Genomic DNA, 20309 nt, shown 5'->3' with positions numbered 1-20309 from the left:
TGTGGGCGCGGGTGTGGTGCCGGTGGCCTTCACGAGGGGGACAGGCGGGATGCCGGTCCTACGTCGCGAAGGCGTAGCGCAGGCGTCTCGCCTGCGCCCACAATACGAAGGGGACAGGCGGGATGCCGGTTCTACGCCACGAGGACGTAGACGCGGGCGTCGTGCCGGTGCCCGGGCAGTCTAAGGGTAGTGTTATTTATTCAGGCAGATCTGAGCAACCATTAAAATAGTGGATCAGTGCTTCACCAACAGTTTTTGTAACTCCAGCAGCTACTGCTGATTTTGCTGCCCAACCTAAAACAGGCACAAAGTCAAGGACTGAGTGTGCAATTTTACTGCCAATAAGTGGAGCCGCAACTGTAGCAAACACTGCCCCAGCTTGTGACTTGTCCAAATCAACCGCAAAAATTGACCCGATTTGGACAACCATTGCTAAATCGCCTGTAGTCATTACATAGTGGGAACCTGGAATCCAAGCCACACTAGCAAATGATAAAGCCCATACGTTAATGGCTGAACGGGCTTGTTCTCTGGCTTTTCTCTTGTTTGTTGCTGCCATAATTGTTGCTTTCTGCTATCGAGCCCACAAACTATTCTTGTGTTAGATACGAGACCTTTACGAGCGGACAGAGCTTTATTTGCGCCCATACTAGCAATAAATTCTTCTCCTGCCTGCAGGGAAAAGTCGGGTTTTGTGGGGATTTTTCCAGCTGCCAGCATGATAAAATGTAGGGAAAAATCGGGAAGGATAGGGGAATGTAGGGGAATGTAGGGGAATATAGGGAAATATAGGGGAATGTAGGGGAATGTAGGGCGAAGTCGGGAAATGTAGGGTACAATACAGCCAGCAGTGACATTTACCCGACTGTATGGACATTAAGGAAGTGCTAAAGCTCGCCGACGAGCTGGTGTTGGCCCAAACAGATAAGCACCTGAATGACTTGCAAGAGAGGATTCTGCGCGGGACATGGGAAGATAAGGACTACCAAGAAATTGCCCAGGCGGTTAACCTATCGGAGGCTCGTGTTAGGGAGGTTGCCTCGGACTTATGGCAGATTATTTCAAAACGTTTGGGGGAAAAAGTCAGTAAATCAAATTTACGAGCAGCAATGGAAAGATGGCAAATAGCCCTATTTTCAAATGTCGCACAAGCACAAGACTTCGGGCAAATTAGCAGTGTTAACTTTTGTGGCGACAACAGGCATTCGCCAAGTATAACCAACTCACACCCACCACAGCAGGAAGCATCTAGCCCACAACAAACCCCAACCCTGCCTCAAGATTTGAGCGAGATGCCGGAGTTGGGTGCTTTTTACGCTCGCACCGGCGAACTGGAAACCCTGCAAACCTGGATTTTACAAGAACGCTGTCGCCTGGTAGCGCTCACCGGCATCAGCGGAATTGGCAAAACCGCCCTCGCCGCGCAACTCACACAGCAAATTAAAAACCAGTTTCAATATGTGCTTTGGCACAACCTCAACTCATCCCCCACGCCGGCGGAACTGCAAGAGAACCTGACTGAGCTTTTCTCAGAAGCGGAGGACAGCAACCCATCCGCAACCAACACCAGGCGCTTCCCCCTCATTAAATATTTGCAAAAGCACCGGTGTTTGGTTATCCTAAATGAGATTCACAACCTCTTCAGTAGCGGACAGCATGCCGGTCAGTACAAATCGGCATGCGAAGAGTATCGCTCCCTTTTCAAAGAGATAGCAGAATCACAGCATAACAGCTGTTTCCTGCTCGTAGGTTGGGAGCCACCCAGAGAAGTCGCTCAACTCAAAAGCCCAAATAGTCCCATTCGCACCTTAACCCTCACTGGTTTGGACACCGCAGCCAGCCGGCAAATCCTCAGAGATAGCGGGTTAACAGAAGAACAGGAGTGGGACGCACTCACTGACCGCTACCAAGGCAACCCTCTCTGGTTAAAAAGTGTGGCCACTCTCATTGAAGAGTCGGGAAGCCGCGTGACTGACTTCTTACAAAATGATAGCATAGTGTTGCCGGAAGATGTGAAAGATGTTTGCCGGCTGCAGTTTAATCGCTTGTCTGAGAGAGAAAAATCGCTGATGTTCGTGCTGGCTGGGGAAAGTGGGCCGATGAGCCGGGACAGCTTGCTAGAAAAGGGGCGAATCCCATCCTCAGAGTTACCCAACGCACTGCAATCCCTATCGCGCCGGTGCTTGATAGAAAAACGAGACAATCTTTACACGCTGTTACCTGTACTGAAGCAGTATATTAAAGGGCTATAATAGAATTGCCGTGCCGGTGGCATCTCTAGTTTTAGGGGCGGGTTCACCGATATTCTTTCACACCGGCATATATGCTGAATAAACTTTTGGATTGGGACGGCGTGGGGATTCGCCGGTGGGAGTGGGCGCGGGTGTCGTGCCGGTGGACACCACGAGGGGGGACAGGCGTCCCGCCTGTCCTACGTCTTCTGGGAGTGGGCGCGGGTGTGGTGCCGGTGCCGGCCCATTCGGGGACAGGCGGGATGCCGGTCCTACGCCTTCGGGGTTTGGGCGCGGGTGTCGTGCCGGTGCCGGCCCATTCAGGGACAGGCGTTCTGGCCGGTCCTACCTCTTCGGGGTGTGGGCGCGGGCTTAGCGGTTTTCAATATGATGAGGTACAAAAGTATCAGTTATAATAAATAACATAGGGAACATCCCACTTTTGTATACCGGCTTTCCGAGAGTGCCGGCATAAGAAAGTAAACCTGACTCTTTAGGGGGACGACAGGAAACACAGGAAACAAGGGTTTTTTTAGCCGGCGCAGACGGGCGAAAGTCTGTCGCAGTATCTAGATACAGGGGCCATTGACCAATGCAAAAACGCGATACTCCTATAACATACAGCAGAAGCTTGTGACTATGTTGGAAATTCATAAAAATTATCTGATTGACGAAAACCAGCAGCCTGTCGCTGTCCAAATTACCCTGGCTGAGTTTGAAAAAATATCCTCAGCACTTGAAAAGATCAAAACAGATGAGGAGAGAGAGACTGACACAGACGTAGAAAAAGATATGATGGTTCGGATGGAGCCTCTTTCCCAACGGCAGGTAAAGGTTCGGGTCAGACACCTGGGTCGAGCCAAGCCGCGAGTCATATATGACCCCTTGTCCCTGGACTAATATATAGGTAAATATTGGGCATGACTGAAACTTATCCCTGGTATGGATTTGTGGAAGGGTCAGACCTCCGCCAAGGAGATTTACTGGACGGCTGTCCTGTACTGCTCCCCTCTGTGAAACTTCTGGAGACATCGGAAGGGAATGAATACGAACTGGATGGTTACATTCAAGAATTCGACGTGATTGTTATGAGCCAATCCTGCGATTTAGAACAGGAAAAGCTGGATCTGGTCTTGGTGTGTCCTCATTGGTCGCTCGAAGAGTTTGGCCGGGAAAATGACTATTTCAAGTCGCGAAAAGGCAAGGAAGATTTGAGGCGTGGGAATATTCCTGGCTATCACGTCTTGCGGAGGTGCGACCTTGAGGGTTGGAATAGCGACACCCGTGTTGTTGACTTCCGCAATGTCTATAGTTTGCCTTACCCCTTTCTCAAGAGCCTTGCAGCAAAACGCGGTCAGCGATTGAGACTCCTTTCGCCCTATCGGGAGCACTTGTCGCAAGCTTTTGCTCGGTTCTTTATGCGCGTTGGGTTGCCGGTTCCTATCGATTAGTTAGCACGCAGGATCTCCTGCGGACAAGAGGAGGGACAAGAATGAAGTGTGAGTACACTATCGTGATTCAGTGGTCAGATGAAGACGAGTGCTATGTGGTCAGCCTTCCTGAGTGGGGGGAACTCTGCCACACACATGGGGATACTTATGAAGAGGCGCTCAAAAACGCACAAGAGGTGTTAGAACTTTTAATAGAGTCCAGCTTAGAGGAGGGGAAAACTCTACCAAAACCGAGTAAATTTGGCAAGTCTCTCCAGGTTGTGTGAGTCTAGTTTACGCACAAACACTTACTATGGAATTCAACTACAGTTACAAAGGAAGCACAGCAGTCAGCGACACCGGCGGAAGCACCCAGATGTCCTTCTCTCCCGATGTCAAGCGCCCCCCCACCTATTTTATCGGCGAATTGCGGCAAAATGTCGCCTTTCGCAAGGCGATTAGCGCCTTGCACGATGTCGTCGTTTCCGATTTGCGGTTCAAACCAAAAGACAAAACCGCTTACAAAGAGTGGCGGGCCAAACAAGAGGAAATAGACTGGCAGCAGGTCGCCACTATGCGCCAGGAAGTCGCTGAGAAAGTAAAGGCGCTGCAAGCAGAACTCACCGAGCTTGACCGGCACACCTACTCTCGCCTGAAACCTTATTATGACGCCAGAGAGAAATTCCGTCAATACGTCTTCAAAAAGCAACTCGATATCTACTTTCTCTTTGACCCGGTAATCACAGTTCACCCGGATGAGGTGTTCTTCGAGTGTTTCAGCGTCGATGAGTCCAGCTACGGTCGCCTGGGTGCCAGCTACGAGGTGTTTAAAAAGATCAGCGAGTTCGCTTGCGGCACCACCAATATCGACTACTCAGCCGCACTCTACGACGAGTTCCAGAAAATCCGCAGCTACAAGACAACCCAATTTCAAATCGACCCGTCGGGCTTTGAGGTTCAAACCACCAACGAAGAGACATTTAAGGAAGTCAAAATCGATTTGCCGGACAGCTGGGTGAGGGGTTTCTTGCAAGTTAGCTCCGCAATGTCCCTGCCGGCAACCCGGTTTGACTTGCACCCAATGGACATTCACAATCTCTGCTTTATCCTGCGCCGGCACAAAGAGCAAAAAGGCCCCCGCAGCTTGCGCTACCACCTCAAACCCGGAGCGCCGGTGCGCGTTGTATTTGAACCCTGGAACATTGAACTGGTTTGCCCTCGCTCCCCCTACACCGGCAGTGATGAAAAAGTCATTCGAGTGTGGGGACGCCGGCGCATTCACATCCTGGAACGCCTCATCCCCATCGCCAAAAAATTTACCGTTCACCTGTTAGGAAACGGTATGCCATCCTTCTACGTTGCCGACTTGGGCGACATGTCTTTTACCCTCGGTCTGTCCGGGTGGACAGCCAATGATTGGTCGCAATCTGGCAACTTCGACTTGATGGCACCCCGCGCCGATGTGGACTCCTACACCCAGCAACTCATCTTTGATGAATTGAGGCACACTTGGTTAGAAACTCCTGACGTTTTGGCGCAGCGCCTCAACCTGAACCGAGCGGCGGTTTTGGGAGCGTTGAGCGCCTACACCCAAGCCGGTCGGGCCATTTACGACTTGAATAAGCAAGTGTACCGAGTGCGGGAGCTCAGCCGCGAACCCCTGCCGGTGGAGCGCCTGCGCTTTGCCAACGAGCGAGAAGAAAAGGCCACTCGCTTCCTGACCCAAAATGCCGTCCGTGTGTCCTCAGTCACCGGCGATTCCGCCGGAGCGCTGGCACTGCAAGGCACTGTCCAAGACCGGGAAAAAATTTTAAACCCCTCCTTGACAGTTGATGCCGACGAGCGTATAATAGGTGCAGAATGTAATTGCAACTGGCACCAGCAAAACAAGCTGTACAAAGGCCCGTGCGAGCACATTCTGGCCCTGCGAATGCAACACGCTCGTCAGAGCCGGTAGGTAGCATCCCACGAGGGAATCCGGGATAGAAGTAGAAACCGCCTAGGCTATCTGCAAAAGTCCGCGAAGGCGGACTTCGTTTGTATAGCCGCGATTTCTAATCGCCAGGGTATATTTTCCAAAGTGTGACGCACTCGTGCCGGTAATTCCATCACGCGCACGCTAATTACGAGGTAAACAGCCTTGCAATCCGGGCGGTGGATCGCCGTCCTTGCGCTCAGTCCAGACACGCATCACTAGCCTGCTCTTGACTGTGCGGTCATTCGGGTACTGTCGCAATTCCAGTGTGACTTCCGCGAAGTGAATGAGCGACAGTACCCGAGACCGCTTGAGTTGAGCAGTCTAGTCCTGAGGGGTTTACGAAGGGGCAACCAAAGCTTAGCGGCGCGTGATTTTTTTTTCTCATTTCTCGTTCCCAGGCTCCGCCTGGGAGCGCTCACCCAGAGGCTCCGCCTCCCGACTATTTTTTGCCTACAAGTTAGCTTATTTCTAGTTCCGGAGGCGGGCACGGGGACCATTGGTGTCAACTTAAGCTGTGTCCCGTAGTCTCTAGGCGGTTGAAACCGCAGCTATACAGACAAAACCCGCCTGCGCGGGTTTTAAGATTCTAGCTCTTCTCTTAAGTCCGCGCAGGCGGACTTGATTTGTGTAGCCGCGATTTCCAATCGCCGGGAGCTTAAGTTGACACCGATGGCACTCGGACCCGCCCCTACTACCTGGGAAGGCTCACGCACAGGCTCCGCCTCCCGACTATTTTTGCCTAGAAACTAGCTTATTAAAAACCGCAGAAGTACAAAGATAAACACAGATAAACGCGACTCAAGCTGTTAGGCTAATAATGCTGCATGTGGTCGAAAGGAGGCAGAGCCTCCAGAGTCGCATTCCCAGGCTGTAGCCGCAGGCTTCCCGCAGGGTGTTTGGGAACGAGGGATAAAAAGCTTTCCTCCCACCTTTTTCAATCCAAAATCCAAAATCAAAAATAGGTATAATAATAATGCTGCTTATTGGAGAAAGAAGGCAGAGCCTCCAGAGTCGCGTTCCCAGGCGGAGCCTAGGAACGAGGGATAAAAAGCTTTCCTCCCGCCTTTTTCAATCCAAAATCCTTGCATCCAAAATCCAAAATAGGTATAACACCGGCACCATGACTGACCAACCGAGAACCCGCCAAGAACTCTACGAACGCATCTGGCAAATTGGCAGAGAAGAAGTCATTCTCGAAGAAATGATTCGCTACGGATTCTGGCCGGCACAGGGCGAAATCCCCCAAGATCCAGCCGATGAAATCCGGCGCAAAGGAGAAATCCGGCGGGAGCTCGACGAACTGCGGCGCGAGACATCCCGCCTGCAAAACGAACAAGCGCTCCGCAAACAAATGCTCAAGCAGCGACTGGCTGAATCGCGGCGCAAGCGTCAGGAAACAAAAGAGCGGCGAGAAAGAGAGCGTCAAGAACGCGCCCAAGCGTGGCGAGAGAAAAAACAGAAAGAAATCATCTATCTGGGGGAAGATGTTTCTGGTGGGCTCAACCGCACAGAAGGCAATTTGGAGCGGTTGCAAAGTAACAGCTTGCCCCCCTGCCAAACCGCCGAAGACATTGCCGGCGCAATGGGGATTTCTGTGGGCGAATTGCGCTTTCTCGCCTTTGACCGCAAAACCTCAACAACCTCCCACTACATTCGCTTCAAAATTCCAAAAAAAACGGGTGGCGAGCGGCTGATTTCCGCCCCCATGCCCCGCTTGAAGCGAGCGCAGCACTGGATACTCAGCAATATTTTGGAAAAGCTGGAACTTCACGACGCCGCTCACGGATTCAGGCGCGAGCGCTCCATCCTCACCAACGCCCAACCTCACGTCGCAGCAGACGTTATTATCAACTTCGACCTCAAAGATTTCTTTCCCTCAATTTCCTACAGACGAGTTAAAGGACTTTTCCAGTCCTTCGGCTATTCAGAATCCGCCGGCACCATCTTCGCGTTACTCTGTACCGAACCCGAAATTGAAGAAGTCGAATTAGACGGAAAGACTTACTTTGTAGCAATTAGCAACCGGCACCTCCCGCAAGGTTCCCCCGCATCTCCAGCGATTACCAACTTGCTGTGCCGGCGCTTAGACCGGCGGCTGGTTCAGATGGCGCAAGAACTCGGCTTTACATACACCCGCTACGCAGACGACCTCACCTTTTCCGGTGCCGGTGAGAGCCTGCGCCACATTTGCAACATCCTCAGACGCACAGAGTCAATCGTCGCCCACGAAGGATTTGCCATCAACGAACAGAAAACCCGAATCCTGCGCAAAAACCGGCAGCAAGAAGTCACCGGCATAGTTGTCAACAGCCACCCCAACATCTCCAGAGAAACCTTAAAACGCTTCCGCGCCACACTCTACCAAATCGAGAGAGACGGCTTAGAAGGCAAACACTGGGGCAACTCCGACACCCTTCTCGCCTCCCTGCAGGGATTTGCCAATTTTGTCGCAATGGTCAACCCCCAAAAAGGCGCAGAATTCCTAGAACAAATTCAGCGCATCAAAGAAAAATACATGCTTTAGAAACCGGGTTTCTTTAAGAAACCCGGTTTCTAGTTCTCCCCCTCCCAGGCGGAGCCTGGGAACGCCCCTTTGGAGGCTCTGCCTCCTTTCAAGGGACAAGCAGCATTATTAGCCAGTTGCCGCAGGATAAGACAGAAACCCGGTTTCTTAAAGAAACCGGGTTTCTCTGCATCAGGTAAAGTCAATCAAACCTATCACTTAACCCCTTCAGGCACAGCAAATCCAGGGCAAGAAACCTTCGTCCCGCCCAGACCGCAATATCCATTCGGATTTTTCGCGAGGTATTGCTGGTGGTAGCCTTCCGCGTAGTAAAATTCAGGAGCGTCCAGAATTTCAGTAGTAATCCCCTTGTAACCGGCAGCTTTCAGAGCGTCCTGATAAGCGTCTCGCGAAGCTTCAGCCAGCTTCTTTTGCTCGTCCGAATACACATAAATTCCCGAACGGTACTGCGTGCCAACATCATTGCCCTGACGCATCCCTTGCGTGGGGTCGTGGCTTTCCCAAAACACCTTCAGCAGAGCCTCGTAACTGATAGCTTTCGGGTCAAAAACAGCGCGAACCACCTCATTGTGACCCGTCATGCCGGTGCAAACCTCCTCATACAGAGGGTTTGGCGTTATGCCGGCGGCGTAACCCACCGCAGTGCTGAAAACGCCCTCAAGCTGCCAAAATTTGCGTTCCGCCCCCCAGAAACACCCCATGCCAAACATTGCCATTTCCATCCCCAGCGGGTAAGGGGGTTTGAGCGGATTCCCGCTCACATAGTGACGGGCGGGAACCGGCATGGGTTGCGCCCGTCCAGGCAAAGCCTCCTGAGGAGTGGGCAGTGCCAGCTTCTTACCAAATCCGAATAGCCCCATGAGTTTCTAGTGATTTCTGAACGACATCTTTACTTTACTTAATATAATACCCGAGTTGCCACTCCAGGGGGGCGGAAAACCGACCGTTTGTAGTTGGGCTTTAGCCCAAAGGTTCGTAGTTGGGCTTTAGCCCAAAGGTTCGTAGTTGGGCTTTAGCCCAAAGGTTCGTAGTTGGGCTTTAGCCCAAAGGTTCGTAGTTGGGCTTTAGCCCAAAGGTTCGTAGTTGGGCTTTAGCCCAAAGGTTCGTAGTTGGGCTTTAGCCCAGTTCGTAGTTGGGCTTTAGCCCAGTTCGTAGTTGGGCTTTAGCCCCAAAGTTTGTAGTAGGGCTTTAGCCCCCCAGTCCCTCTGGCCAGCCCCCAGGCCGGCAGCCGGCGAAGCCGGTGAGCTAAAATTAATAATAGTTCCGGGAACTAGCGTATGGATGAAGTTGTCAAAAAAGTCGCAGCATTAGGATTGCCAGGTATAATATTAGTAACAGTCATGGCAACAACCGGCTTAACAGGAGCCGCCGCCATTACAGCCGCCCTAGCCCTACTGGGAGGGCCAGCCGGCATGCTGGGCGGGATAGCAGTTTTGGGAGTCACAGCACTGATTGCCGACGCCCTGACAGAAGTCGGACTTGAGGATTTGCTCACCGCCATTTATTGCCAAAGGCGGCAGACTGAAGCGCACGGAAAACTCCTCAGCGAAATTGACTCCCTGTTACTCTTTGATGCCGACATGAAAGACCGGCTCAGAGCCACAGTCACTGATGGGTGCGGCTGCTCAACTGCAGTCAGCGACAGCGCCACAGAAATCACCCGACAAGTCATCGCCATCTTAAACAGCGTACCTGGAATCACACCGGCACACCACCGGGACTTCAAACATTCCAATCCCGTGATGAGACTGAGAGACGGCACAGCCGTGAGAACCTGGAAAAACCCACTTGGCGTTGACCACGTTTTTTTAGCCGACAGAGATGATAAAATGGTTTACAGCGGCTTTGTCGGCTGGATTGACAGTGACGGACTCAATCAAGCCTTAAATCGCATCAGACGAGACTTTACCTAAGTGCCGGCTTCTCTAACAGTTCTAAATGATTTGTGAGCTCCCCTCTCTCCTTTCTCCCCTTGGCGCTCCTTCACGGCGGCGGTTCCTAAAAAAAATCACAACTCACTTAGAACCGCTATCAAGCCAACCTGACAGCTTAACCTTTAAGAAGATGTTAGTAAACAAGCTCAAAGCCAAATTTGCTGTCACCTTCGGGTTCGTCTGGGTGACAATAGGCTGGTTTGCCGGCGCAAAAGCTGCTGCGGGAGACACCTCCCTGAACATTGCGCCTCAGTCAGGCGTTTCTTACGCACAAGTGGGAGCAGAAAAACAGCTGGCGGCGAACCTTTACGCAGCAAAAGCCGCTGTCAGCGTTCACCGGCACCCCTCGGAAGAATCCGAGATGGTGACTCAGGCTCTGCATGGGGAACCCGTCAGAGTTCTCAGCCGGCAAAATTCCTGGTTGCAAGTCAGTTTGCCAGATCAATTTGACTATCGCGGGTGGGTGCGCGCGTCAGATTTGGGAAGCATTTCCTCAGGGAAACCGTGGGAAAAACGCTCAATCGTTTCTGTTGCGCGAGCGTCTGTGCGAACCCTCCCCCGCCGAAATGCGCCGGCTTTTCTCGTTTTGCCTCTCGGTACAGTAGTCGGTGCCGGTGCGCGAGCAGATAGCAACTTCACATGGGTGGAACTGGTAGGCGGGCGACAGGGATATATCCTCTCTAGAGAGTTGCTGGATTACTCACAGCAGAATCGGCAGCGAGTGTCGGGAGAGCGCATTCTAGAAACCGCCCGCCAGCTATTAGGGCAGCCCTATCTCTGGGGCGGGATGACGACAGCCGGTGTGGACTGTTCCGGTTTCGCCCACACGGTTTTCAAAGTTCACGGAATCCGCCTCCACCGCGACGCAGACCAGCAATATTTTTCCGACGGAATTAGCATCCCTCCCGACCAATTGCACCCGGGGGATCTCGTATTTTTTGAAACTTACACTTCTGGCCCTTCGCATCTGGGAATCTATGCCGGCAATGGCAAGTTTATCCAGGCATCCTCCTCTGACGGTGTGATTTATAGCTCCCTCGACGCCCCCGATTTTTCAGATCGTTTCCTGGGCGCAAAAAGGATTCTTCGCCGCCGGTAGGGGCGGGTTCCCCCAAAATCTTTGCCCCACCGCGAAGGGGATTGATAAACCAGCCCCCAACACCCGCCCCCAATAAATTTCAGAACCCCGGTTTCTTTAAGAAACCGGGGTTCTGGGCCAAGAGCGGTTGCGCAAATCATTTAGAACTGCTATATTATGTAAATTTTCCTATCATTCCCGCCTACCAGCGCTCTGCTTAGGGTTATATTGATAGCCAAACATCTATCTGGTGAAATAGAATTATGACACCGGCACTCTTGAACAACCGCTATCGGATTATTCAGACCCTGGGCGCAGGCGGGTTTGGCGAAACATTTCTGGCGGAAGACACCCAGATGCCTTCCAGTCGCCGCTGCGCGATCAAGCAACTCAAGCCGGTGGCGAACAACCCCCAGATGTACAATCTCGTGCGAGATCGGTTCGGGCGAGAAGCCGCTGTCCTGGAAGGTTTGGGCGATGGCAGCAACCAAATTCCCCGGCTGTACGCTTACTTTTCAGAAGCGGGACAGTTCTACTTAGTGCAAGAGTGGGTTGAGGGGGAAACCCTGAGGCGCAAAATAGACACATCTGGGGTGATGAGTGAGAGTTCAGTCAGGGCGCTGCTGAGCAGTATCCTGCCGGTTCTCGATTTTGTCCACAGCAAGCGGATTGTTCACCGGGATATCAAGCCGGATAATATCATTTTGCGGGAGCGGGATGGCTTGCCGGTGCTGATTGACTTCGGTGCTGTCAAAGAAACAATGGGCACCGGCATCAATTCCACCGGCAATCCTGCCAGTTCGATTGTCATTGGCACCCCCGGATTTATGCCTAGCGAGCAGGCTGCCGGCAGACCGATGTATTGTAGCGATTTATACGCCTTAGGGCTGACCGCGATTTATCTGCTCACCGGCAAATGGCCACAAGAACTCGCAGATCCGCTAGCCGGTGAAATTGCTTGGCACCGGCACGCTTTGAATGTCAGCCCTTCTCTAGCGGCGGTGCTAGACAAAGCGGTTCAATTCAGTCCGCGCGAACGCTACGCCACCGCCAGAGAAATGCTTTCCGCCTTGCAATCTAACCCTCTTCCCATCTCCCCTCCCCCACCTCCCTCTCCTGCCGGCGAACCCACAGAACCCACTGCAGCGGTGTCTCCTCGCTCAACGTCTCTTCAACCCCAGATAAACACCCCCTCTTCTGGTTTGGCAGACGTTCAAAAAATAGCAATATTAGGCAGTATAATAGGAGCAGCAATCATTGTGGGTCTTGTTGTAGCAAGACCGCTTCAAGTGATAGTAGCGCCCACTCACAACAGCCAGATCCGTCCTGTCGGTTGGCTGAGAATAGGTGCGGTCAGCAAAACTGCAGGCTTTGCCTATGTGGGCGAAACCCTGATTGCAACGAAACAGCCAGTCACCATATCTCCTCCTGTCGTCCCCTCACCCGGAGCTACAGTAACTGTTACCACAGGAGTTAATCTGAGAAAAGATATGCCCAGAAAACCCAAGTACGACTTGCCAGAGAAAGTTGGCGTCCTTAAGGAGGGGCAGCAAATCATCATTCTCAAAGTCGATTCTTTCGCCGAATCTAATTCAGCCCCCATCGCAGTTTGGGCAGAAGTTAGCTTGCCCAATTAAGCCGGTTCAGGAAATTGCCGGTTCGGATTGAGTTATAATAGAAACTAGCCCCCCATTATTAAACCGGCAGGACATAACATGACCCAAACACCAGAAAAACGCACCCCGCGTCGGGGAAGGGTATTCCCCTCACACACCATACCGTCCGAGGAACTTGCCAGACGCCAAGCTGAAGACTCAGCCTTATATCACCGCTGTCGCTCAATTTTTGAGCGAGTCCGCCCAGAAGTGATAGATGGCCACTATAATTGGTTTATCGTCATCGAGCCGGATAGCGGTGACTATTTCATCGATTCCAATGAAGAAGTGGCCGACCAAAAAGCTCGTCAGAAGCACCCTGATGCCATACTTGGAACTTTTTGTCTCAATGAGACAGGAGCCTGCGGTCAAATATGATTACAGGCAGATTCGGCGACACAGGTCAGCTATTGTTTGAAATTGAGTTGATTGCTGCTGACGGGGAGAGCTTCCCAGTCGAGGTGCTGCTAGATACCTGTTTCACCACCGGCTGGCTGGCGATGAACATCCAAGACATAGAGATATTGGGTTGGCCTCTGATGGAACGCAGACGAGCCATGCGGACAGCAAGGGGTGAAGAGTTTTTCAGACTCTATGCCGGCAAAGTTCTGCTAGACGAACAGGAGTTTAATATTCCTGTTGTAGCTGCTATCGAGCTTCCAGAAAATTTGCTCGGTTTGCAGTGGCTGCAAACACTGCGACTCGTCGTAGATTTTCCAGCAAGAGTGCTGACTCTGGGGTAAAGCCGGCTCCCTAAATGTAAAGACGCGACATGTCGCGTCTTTTATATAGCAATAACCAGTAAGTTTAGGACATGGGTATTGGGCATTTTCCCTATGCGCCATGTCCTATGCGCCATGCCCCATTCCCAATGTCCATTGCTGTATCAAACTACTCCGCCGCTTCCCCACCCACAACTACATTGCGGATGCGCAAACTCGGACCGCCGCAGCCCACCGGCAGCCCACTCTGACCCCCCTTACCGCAACCGCCGGACTCATCCCAGTAGAAATCATCCCCAATCGCTTCAATATCCGCCAGAGTGCTAAACACATTTCCAGAAAGCGTCACGTCCCGCACCTGCTCAGCCAGCTCGCCGTTGCGAATGTACCACGCCTCACCGGCACTGAAGGTGAACATCTCCCCATTGGTCATCCCCCCCAGCCAGTTTCGGGCGTAAACCCCCTCCTTAATACCGGCAAACAAATCCGCCACCGGCGTCTTCCCCCGCTCAATCCAGGTATTCGTCATGCGCACAATTGGCGGAAAGTGGTAATTCAAACAGCGCGCGTTGCCGGTGGGCGCTTCCTCTAGCTTCCCCGCCGTCTCCCGCGAGTGCAGGCGTCCTACCAGCACCCCATCCTGAATCAGTTGAGTTGTGGTTGCCGGTGTGCCCTCATCATCATAAAAATAGCTGCCGCGATGCCCAGGGGGCGCTGCGCCATCAAAAATTTGCAGGTCCTGCGGGCCAAACCGGCGTCCCAACGTCATCACCTCCAGCAAGTCCGGATTTTCGTAAGCCATATCCGCCTCCGAGAGGTGCCCGAAGGCTTCGTGGACAAACAGACCGCTGAGAATCGGGTCAATCACCACCGTGTAGGTGTTCCCCCTCACCGGCGGTAAAGACAGCGCCTCCACCGCCCGCTCAGCAGCCCCCCGCACCTGAGTGTCCAGGGCGGTTAAATCTTCATAAGCTTTGCGCGAGCCGGTGGTTTCCCGACCGGTCTGCACCGTAGTCCCGTCGCGGGCAGTCGCGGCAAAGCGCATTTCCATATCCGTCCAGGACTGTTCCAGCAGCGTTCCTTCGGAAGTCGCCAGGATGATGCGCTGAGCGCTGTCGCCGTAGCGCACAGAAGTCGTCGCGATCCGCCGGTCCACCGAACGCAGAATTTCCCCGTAGCGATCGCACAGCGCCTTCTTCGCCGCTAGGGGAATCAGGCGCGGATCGGTGCCGGTGAGCGGCAAAACGCAAACCGTCTGCACCGGCTCGACGGGCGCTAGCAGCGTTTCCTCCACCCCTACCATCCTAGCCGCAGCCACCGCTTCCTCAATCCGCTCAGCCAGATTCGCCAGCCGGTTGAAACTGGCAAACCCCCAGCCCCCCTTATAGCAGGCGCGGACTTGTCCCCCAACCGACACCCCCTCACTGAGCGTTTCAATCTTGTCCCCCCGCAAGAAGATATCCGTTCCTTCCGATTCCTCCAGGCGAATCGCCAAATAATCGACGCGCCGCGAGAAGCGAGCTATCAAGTCAGACAGCAGATTTTTTACATCAGCCTGCAAAATTGACATGGGCCAGCAGCAAGATAAATGAACTGACTTCATTTTGCAACAGCTTTCGGGAGCTGTTAGGGGTTTGGGGGATTGGGCATAGGGCATAGGGCACGCTTGCAATGCTGATTTCTCGCCGTTCCGTGCCGGCGCGCCAGCGCAGCGCGTAAATCTCCCCCATGCTCCATGCCCCATTCGCGTCCCCCCCATACCCCACGCCCATTACCTGCTTTTATAGTCTCCGAAAGAAAGCATACCTACAAAACCCGTCTCAACCCGTGTTTTGCAAAGACCATTTAATAGGATAACAGGTAAAACTGCTCTAGGGCTCTCATGGCTAGGGGTTAGAAACTAGAGTCGAGGGGGAGAAAAACCAATGGCCGGTCTTCTGGAGGGCCAAAAATGGGCCTGCCGGCACCCGGTTGGGATATCTGGGGGGCGGCTGAGAGGCAACTTTAATAACATCCGGAAGAAAGCATACCTACAAAACCCGTCTCAACCCGTGTTTTGCAAAGACCATTTAATAGGATAACAGGTAAAACTGCTGCTTAAATCTCATAGCTAGGCGTTAGGCACTAGAGGGGAGGGGGAGAAAAACCAATGGCCAGCCTTCTGGAGGGCCAAAAACGGGCCTGCCGGTTGGGCTGCACTGAACTACAAACCGTCCACCGGCACCCGGTTGGGGGAGCCGGGGGGCGGCTGAGAGGCAAATTTAATAATATCCGAAAGAAAGCATACCTACAAAACCCGTCAAAACCCGTGTTTTGCAAAGACCATTTAATAGGATAGCAGGTAAAACTGCTGTTGATATATCAGAGCTAGGGGTTAGGATATAGAGTGGAGGGGGAGAAAAACCAATTGCCGGCCTTCTGGAGGGCCAAAAACGGGCCCACCGGCACCCGGTGGGGGGAGCTGGGGGGGCGGCTGAGAGGCAAATTTAATAACATCCGAAAAAAAGCAACCTGCAAAACCCGTCTAAAAGCGGGTTTTGCAAAGACCATTTAATCGGAAATAGGGCGATCATATCTTCATGCCCGATGCCCGATGCCCCATGCCCCATGCCCAATCGCCAATGCCCCATACCTATTAACCCTTACCCCCCGGAGATTGCGACCGATTGGTTCGGTTCTGCGACTGTCACACGGGGAAAAATGCCGGTACTCTGGTAGGGAAGGGATATAAATCCTGCCTGCCACAAAGAAACTATATAATCTTCACTTTTACGGTGGATGCTAAAGCGGTTCTCTTACAGATGCCCATCTGTCCACAGGGGGGTGTGTTGCTATGGATAAGTGGTTCTTACCGACCGTCAGTGAGATTTTAGCCCTTGCAGGGGCTGACGGAGTTCAGTCAGATGCCGGTGCTGCTGACAGTGCTGGCAATCTCTGCCACTCCCGACTGACAGCCAGCGCCGGTAAAGCTGAGCGAAAGCGCCTCAAAGCTGAACGGGAATGGTTCAGCGCCATCTCCGCCCTCAGCTGTCTCTTGCAACAAGACATTGCCCGAACCCCCATACAGAGGGCGCAGTTGTCCCGCTTGGGAGAGGGAAGCAGCGCAGCGCAGTCTTACCGCCTGCAAAGAGAACTGCAACACCCCCTCACTCCCGCACCTCTCAAAGGCTTAGTCCTGTCCGGACCCCACTCCCATCTGAGTCACCCCGCCCTGGTGGCCAACTATTCGGCGTGGACATTCACCTGTGCCGAATCCCACTTACCGGCACTCCCACTCCCTGCAGGTCCGCGCGTGCCGGTCGCCGCCTTTTGCGCCGCACCGGCAGAAAACTCCCGACCGGCAATACTGCCCTTACTCCCCGCCGACCCCTTGACAAATGAGAAGTTTTGTGTTATACTTACCCCTCATTTCAGTTTGGCCATCGTTCTGGGAGCGCCGCGACTTAACCCAGTGGCGAGCGTAAAGCCGGAGATTACGCACAACGTTGTGCGTAATCAAGAACAGCCGAGAGACAGCTGGAGCGAACCGGCATTCCAGTTTTCCTTTGACCCAGAAGTCGTCTGGCAGGTTTGGCAAGCGCTGCGCCCCCGCGCCGCACTCACCAGCAGTGCCAGTCAGTTCTGCGATCTCGACAGCCTAGTGGAGCAGTTCGCGCCTTGCGCCCCCCATTACAAAACAGTCACCCAGTTTGCCAAGCTGCTCCTGGAATTTCAGCCAGAACCGGCAGAGACAGAGAGCCACCGCATACCAGCGCCCCCGGGCGTCAAGCCCGCCGCCTTGCCAGCAGCCCTTGACAGCGCTGCCGTGTCGCGCCGGCGCAGCGCATCCGAACCCAATCCCATTGCTGAGCGCCAAACCCATTCAGAAAAGAGAAAAAATGCCCGAAACCTGCCAGAAAATGACGCCTATTTTGCGCCGGCAGCCCCCAAGTCAAATCTGAACCCAGAAGCCCTCAACCAGCGCATCCCACAGCTCAACAGCCCCACCGGCAACAGCTTCAGCGAGCAATCCCCGCCACAAGACGTGGAATTGCTGCAAGCCCTCGCCCACGAAGTGCGCACCCCGCTCACCACCATTCGCACCCTCACCCGCCTGCTGCTCAAACGACCCAAACTCGAAGCTGAAGTGAGAAAGCGGCTGGAAATGATAGATCGCGAGTGTACCGAGCAAATCGACCGGTTCAGCCTAATTTTCCGAGCCGTCGAGCTTGAAACCTCACAAGCCAATCTCGTGCCGGTGAGGCTAACGCCCACCTCCCTCGCCGCTGCGATCAGCAGCTGCATCCCCCGGTGGCAAAAACAGGCGTCCCGGCGCAACATCACCCTAGATGTCGTCCTCCCCCAGAAAATGCCATCCGTCGTCAGCGATCCCACCATGCTCGATCAAGTCCTCACCGGCTTAATAGAGAATGTGACCAGCTCTCTCCCCCTGGGCAGCCACATCCAGCTGCAGGTAATCCCAGCCGGTCACCAGCTCAAAGTGCAGCTGCAATCTCAAGCCGACAGCACCGGCAAATTGCCAGTCTCCGGACAGCCGGCGATCAAATCCATCGGACAGCTGCTGATGTTCCAGCCAGAAACCGGCAACCTCAGCCTCAACCTGAGCGTAACCAAAAATCTCTTTCAAGCCTTAGGCGGAAAACTCATCGTGCGGCACAAGCCCCAACAGGGAGAAGTCCTCACCATTTTCCTACCCTTGGAATAATAACAATTTTGGATTTTAGTTTTTGGATAATGGAATTGTAAATCCAGACATCAAGGAGGTTTCGCCCGTTCGTAAGTTCAGCGCAGCCCAAAAAGGTTCGCAAGTTCAGCGTAGCCCAAAAAGGTTCGTAAGTTCAGCGCAGCCCAAAAAGGTTCGTAAGTTCAGCGCAGCCCAAAAAGGTTCGCAAGTTCAGCGTAGCCGCACCCAAACTAACTGTATATTGCTATAGGTGCTAGGTTTCACGAACAATCCAATGCGATGATGCCCCCTGCCCCATCCGGGCATCCGGGCATCCAGGCATCCCCCCAACAGCTACTCATCAGCAGTGTTGTGGTACACCGGCAGCAGCACCTTAAAAGTCGAACCGTGACCCATTTGACTCTTCACCGAAATCGAACCGCCGCAGCGCAGCAGCAGCTGCTGCACGATCGTCAAACCCAAACCGGCACCGCCCGGATCTTCATCCACAGCTTGGCGCACCCGATAAAAGCGGTCAAAGATTTTGGGAAGTTCGTGCTGCGGAATGCCCCTGCCGGTGTCGCGAAATTCCAGCTGGATATAATCCCCCTGCTGATTTGCCCGCACCCAAACTTGACCGCCGCTAGCAGTAAATTTAATCGCGTTGTGCAGCAGGTTGATAACAATTTGTTTCAGCCAGGGGCGCAGGCAAGACACCGGCGGCAAGTCGTCGGGTACAGTGTAAGCCAGCATGATGCCTTTTTCTCGGGCCAGTGGCTGGTAGGTGCTGACCACACCGGGCACCATATCCGCCAGAGGGAGGGGCTGCATCTCCGTGTGCTCGCCGGCCATATCCAGCTGCACCAATTCCAGCAAACCATTAATCAGGGAGGTCTGCCGGTCGCACTCGGTATTGAGCAGCTGCAGGTAGCGCTTGCGCTGGTCGGGTTTGAGGTTTGCCGAACTCAGCAGGGTGAGCGCCGTTTTCATGTTGGTTAGAGGCGTCCGCAGCGCCTGACCGACATTATTGAGAAACTCGTCTTTCAGGTGGGAGGCTTCTAGCAGTTCTTGGTTTTGCCGCTGGAGGTCGTCCGCATCTGCCGCTTGCTGCCGGTAGTGAACCGCAGTGCGCCAGACTTCCTCCTGTCGCTGGATTTGTTTGGCCCACAGGGAATCGGGCGCAGAGCCTGCTGACGCCGGCCCGGCGTCAGTGGGGGCTAGGGCGGGGGGGAACAGGGACTCCCAATTGGCCAAAAGCTCCTCAGGGTTTGCCGGCACCGGCTCGGAAAGCGTTCCGGGGAAGCTGGACGCCACAGCACCGGCTGCGCCGGCTGCCGGTGCGCCCAAAGCTATCGCCCGCCCCAGCCCCTCCCACGCCCGCTGTACTGTCTGCCTGTCCGCCGAGCACAGCGCCAAGACGGGGTGCGTGCCAGCCCCGGCTGACGCCGCCTGTGCCGGCAGCCGCACCGACCTGGGCCGGTGGGCGATGACGAGCCCGCACAGCTGTTCTGAGAGCACCAGCAGGAAATATTCCCGTCTCAGGGAAAATTCAGGTGCCAGGGCCACAGAGAAAACCGGCCCCCCTGGCGGTGGTGCCGGCGTCTCGCCCCCGCCAGAGGCGGGAAGGCGCTCTGGCTGTGAGGCCCTCACCGGCCCATGCCGCTTGTCCGCTTCCAAGACAGCACTCCGGGACTTTTTGTCCGCCATGCGCCCGCCGCTCTGGTATCCCGGACGCACCTCTGGGTGCGCCAGATCCGGCAGCAGTTCCCTGGAGGGGTCATCAACACCTGCAGCCACCTCTGGGGGTGTATTTGCCTCCAGGCAGAGGTAGATTTTGCTCCCTGCCTGCTGGCGGTAGCGCTCGATTTCGGAGAGCCAAGCACTCCCCGGCGGCTGTTTCACCCACAGGGTGGCGGCAATCTGCCGGTCGAGCAGCAGGTCAATCAGGCTGCCGGTGGCTGATTTCAGGGTAGCCAGACTGATTTGCAGCGGCACAGGCGGCTGTAGGGCGCTGAGGGCGAGTTCATAGAGGGAGGCTGCTTGTTGGGCCGGTGCCATGAGTGCTTGCTGTCCGTCTTCAAAGCCAATGGGCAT

Annotated in this window: 19 protein-coding genes; 14 read left to right on the top strand and 5 right to left on the bottom strand. The window is 54.1% G+C overall.

The window, feature by feature from the left end; all coding sequences use genetic code 11:
• Position 1: 1 nt before the first annotated feature.
• A complete protein-coding gene (locus OSC10802_RS51230; protein ID WP_155968447.1) occupies positions 2-184 on the top strand; it encodes a hypothetical protein in 183 nt (60 codons plus the stop codon).
• A 12-nt stretch (positions 185-196) separates the two neighbouring features.
• On the opposite strand, the gene OSC10802_RS0127020 is transcribed toward OSC10802_RS51230, so the two are convergent.
• Entirely contained in the window at positions 197-559 is a 363-nt protein-coding gene (locus OSC10802_RS0127020) for a hypothetical protein (RefSeq protein WP_017719902.1), read from the bottom strand.
• Positions 560-869: 310 nt separating this feature from the next.
• On the opposite strand from OSC10802_RS0127020, the gene OSC10802_RS0127015 reads away from it, so the two are divergent.
• The 7 genes from OSC10802_RS0127015 to OSC10802_RS0126990 all read left to right on the top strand — a co-directional run bounded on the left by OSC10802_RS0127015 (position 870) and on the right by OSC10802_RS0126990 (position 8163).
• The gene (locus OSC10802_RS0127015; RefSeq protein WP_017719901.1) at positions 870-2252 is read left to right on the top strand and encodes a helix-turn-helix domain-containing protein; all 1383 of its coding nucleotides are present in this window, start codon (positions 870-872) and stop codon (positions 2250-2252) included.
• Positions 2253-2323: 71 nt separating this feature from the next.
• Complete coding sequence (locus tag OSC10802_RS51225; RefSeq protein ID WP_155968445.1) at positions 2324-2647, top strand: hypothetical protein; 324 nt, start codon at positions 2324-2326, stop codon at positions 2645-2647.
• A gap of 223 nt (positions 2648-2870) precedes the next feature.
• Complete coding sequence (locus OSC10802_RS42005) at positions 2871-3131, top strand: RelB antitoxin-like protein (protein WP_017719900.1); 261 nt, start codon at positions 2871-2873, stop codon at positions 3129-3131.
• Between the two features lie 20 nt (positions 3132-3151).
• Entirely contained in the window at positions 3152-3682 is a 531-nt protein-coding gene (locus tag OSC10802_RS0127005) for a hypothetical protein (protein WP_017719899.1), read from the top strand.
• Positions 3683-3723: 41 nt separating this feature from the next.
• A complete protein-coding gene (locus tag OSC10802_RS0127000; protein WP_017719898.1) occupies positions 3724-3948 on the top strand; it encodes a type II toxin-antitoxin system HicB family antitoxin in 225 nt (74 codons plus the stop codon).
• A 26-nt stretch (positions 3949-3974) separates the two neighbouring features.
• Positions 3975-5618 carry a hypothetical protein gene (locus OSC10802_RS0126995; protein WP_017719897.1) on the top strand — a complete coding sequence of 548 codons (1644 nt, stop codon included), beginning with the start codon at positions 3975-3977 and terminating at the stop codon, positions 5616-5618.
• 1141 nt (positions 5619-6759) lie between these two features.
• Positions 6760-8163, top strand: a complete 1404-nt coding sequence (locus tag OSC10802_RS0126990; RefSeq protein ID WP_017719896.1) for a reverse transcriptase family protein — start codon at positions 6760-6762, stop codon at positions 8161-8163.
• A 194-nt stretch (positions 8164-8357) separates the two neighbouring features.
• On the opposite strand, the gene msrA is transcribed toward OSC10802_RS0126990, so the two are convergent.
• Positions 8358-9023: a peptide-methionine (S)-S-oxide reductase MsrA gene (msrA, locus tag OSC10802_RS0126985; protein WP_017719895.1), complete on the bottom strand. Its 666-nt coding sequence runs from the start codon at positions 9021-9023 to the stop codon at positions 8358-8360.
• A gap of 417 nt (positions 9024-9440) precedes the next feature.
• On the opposite strand from msrA, the gene OSC10802_RS0126980 reads away from it, so the two are divergent.
• The 5 genes from OSC10802_RS0126980 (at position 9441) to OSC10802_RS0126960 (ending at position 13573) form a co-directional block, all read left to right on the top strand.
• On the top strand, positions 9441-10076 hold the full coding sequence (locus OSC10802_RS0126980; RefSeq protein ID WP_017719894.1) for a hypothetical protein: 636 nt from the start codon (positions 9441-9443) through the stop codon (positions 10074-10076).
• Positions 10077-10227: 151 nt separating this feature from the next.
• Complete coding sequence (locus tag OSC10802_RS44865; RefSeq protein ID WP_017719893.1) at positions 10228-11196, top strand: C40 family peptidase; 969 nt, start codon at positions 10228-10230, stop codon at positions 11194-11196.
• Positions 11197-11438: 242 nt separating this feature from the next.
• Positions 11439-12812, top strand: a complete 1374-nt coding sequence (locus OSC10802_RS0126970; RefSeq protein WP_017719892.1) for a serine/threonine-protein kinase — start codon at positions 11439-11441, stop codon at positions 12810-12812.
• Positions 12813-12890: 78 nt separating this feature from the next.
• Positions 12891-13208 (top strand): hypothetical protein, encoded by a 318-nt coding sequence (locus OSC10802_RS46725; RefSeq protein WP_071593359.1) that lies wholly within the window; start codon positions 12891-12893, stop codon positions 13206-13208.
• The gene (locus tag OSC10802_RS0126960; protein WP_017719890.1) at positions 13205-13573 is read left to right on the top strand and encodes a hypothetical protein; all 369 of its coding nucleotides are present in this window, start codon (positions 13205-13207) and stop codon (positions 13571-13573) included. Before OSC10802_RS46725 ends, OSC10802_RS0126960 begins: the two co-directional genes overlap by 4 nt.
• Positions 13574-13721: 148 nt before the next feature.
• Here OSC10802_RS0126960 and OSC10802_RS0126955 read toward each other — a convergent pair whose 3' ends face one another.
• On the bottom strand, positions 13722-15122 hold the full coding sequence (locus OSC10802_RS0126955) for a TldD/PmbA family protein (protein ID WP_017719889.1): 1401 nt from the start codon (positions 15120-15122) through the stop codon (positions 13722-13724).
• Positions 15103-15282, bottom strand: a complete 180-nt coding sequence (locus tag OSC10802_RS0126950) for a hypothetical protein (protein WP_155968443.1) — start codon at positions 15280-15282, stop codon at positions 15103-15105. Before OSC10802_RS0126950 ends, OSC10802_RS0126955 begins: the two co-directional genes overlap by 20 nt.
• A 1103-nt stretch (positions 15283-16385) precedes the next feature.
• On the opposite strand from OSC10802_RS0126950, the gene OSC10802_RS41995 reads away from it, so the two are divergent.
• Positions 16386-18257, top strand: a complete 1872-nt coding sequence (locus OSC10802_RS41995) for a sensor histidine kinase (RefSeq protein WP_017719886.1) — start codon at positions 16386-16388, stop codon at positions 18255-18257.
• Between the two features lie 312 nt (positions 18258-18569).
• Here OSC10802_RS41995 and OSC10802_RS0126935 read toward each other — a convergent pair whose 3' ends face one another.
• A complete protein-coding gene (locus tag OSC10802_RS0126935; RefSeq protein WP_017719885.1) occupies positions 18570-20309 on the bottom strand; it encodes an ATP-binding protein in 1740 nt (579 codons plus the stop codon).

It is taken from the genome of Kamptonema formosum PCC 10802, assembly GCF_000332335.1.
Classification (GTDB): Bacteria; Cyanobacteriota; Cyanobacteriia; order Cyanobacteriales; family Oscillatoriaceae; genus Oscillatoria.
This window is presented reverse-complemented; position numbering and strand designations above follow the sequence as displayed.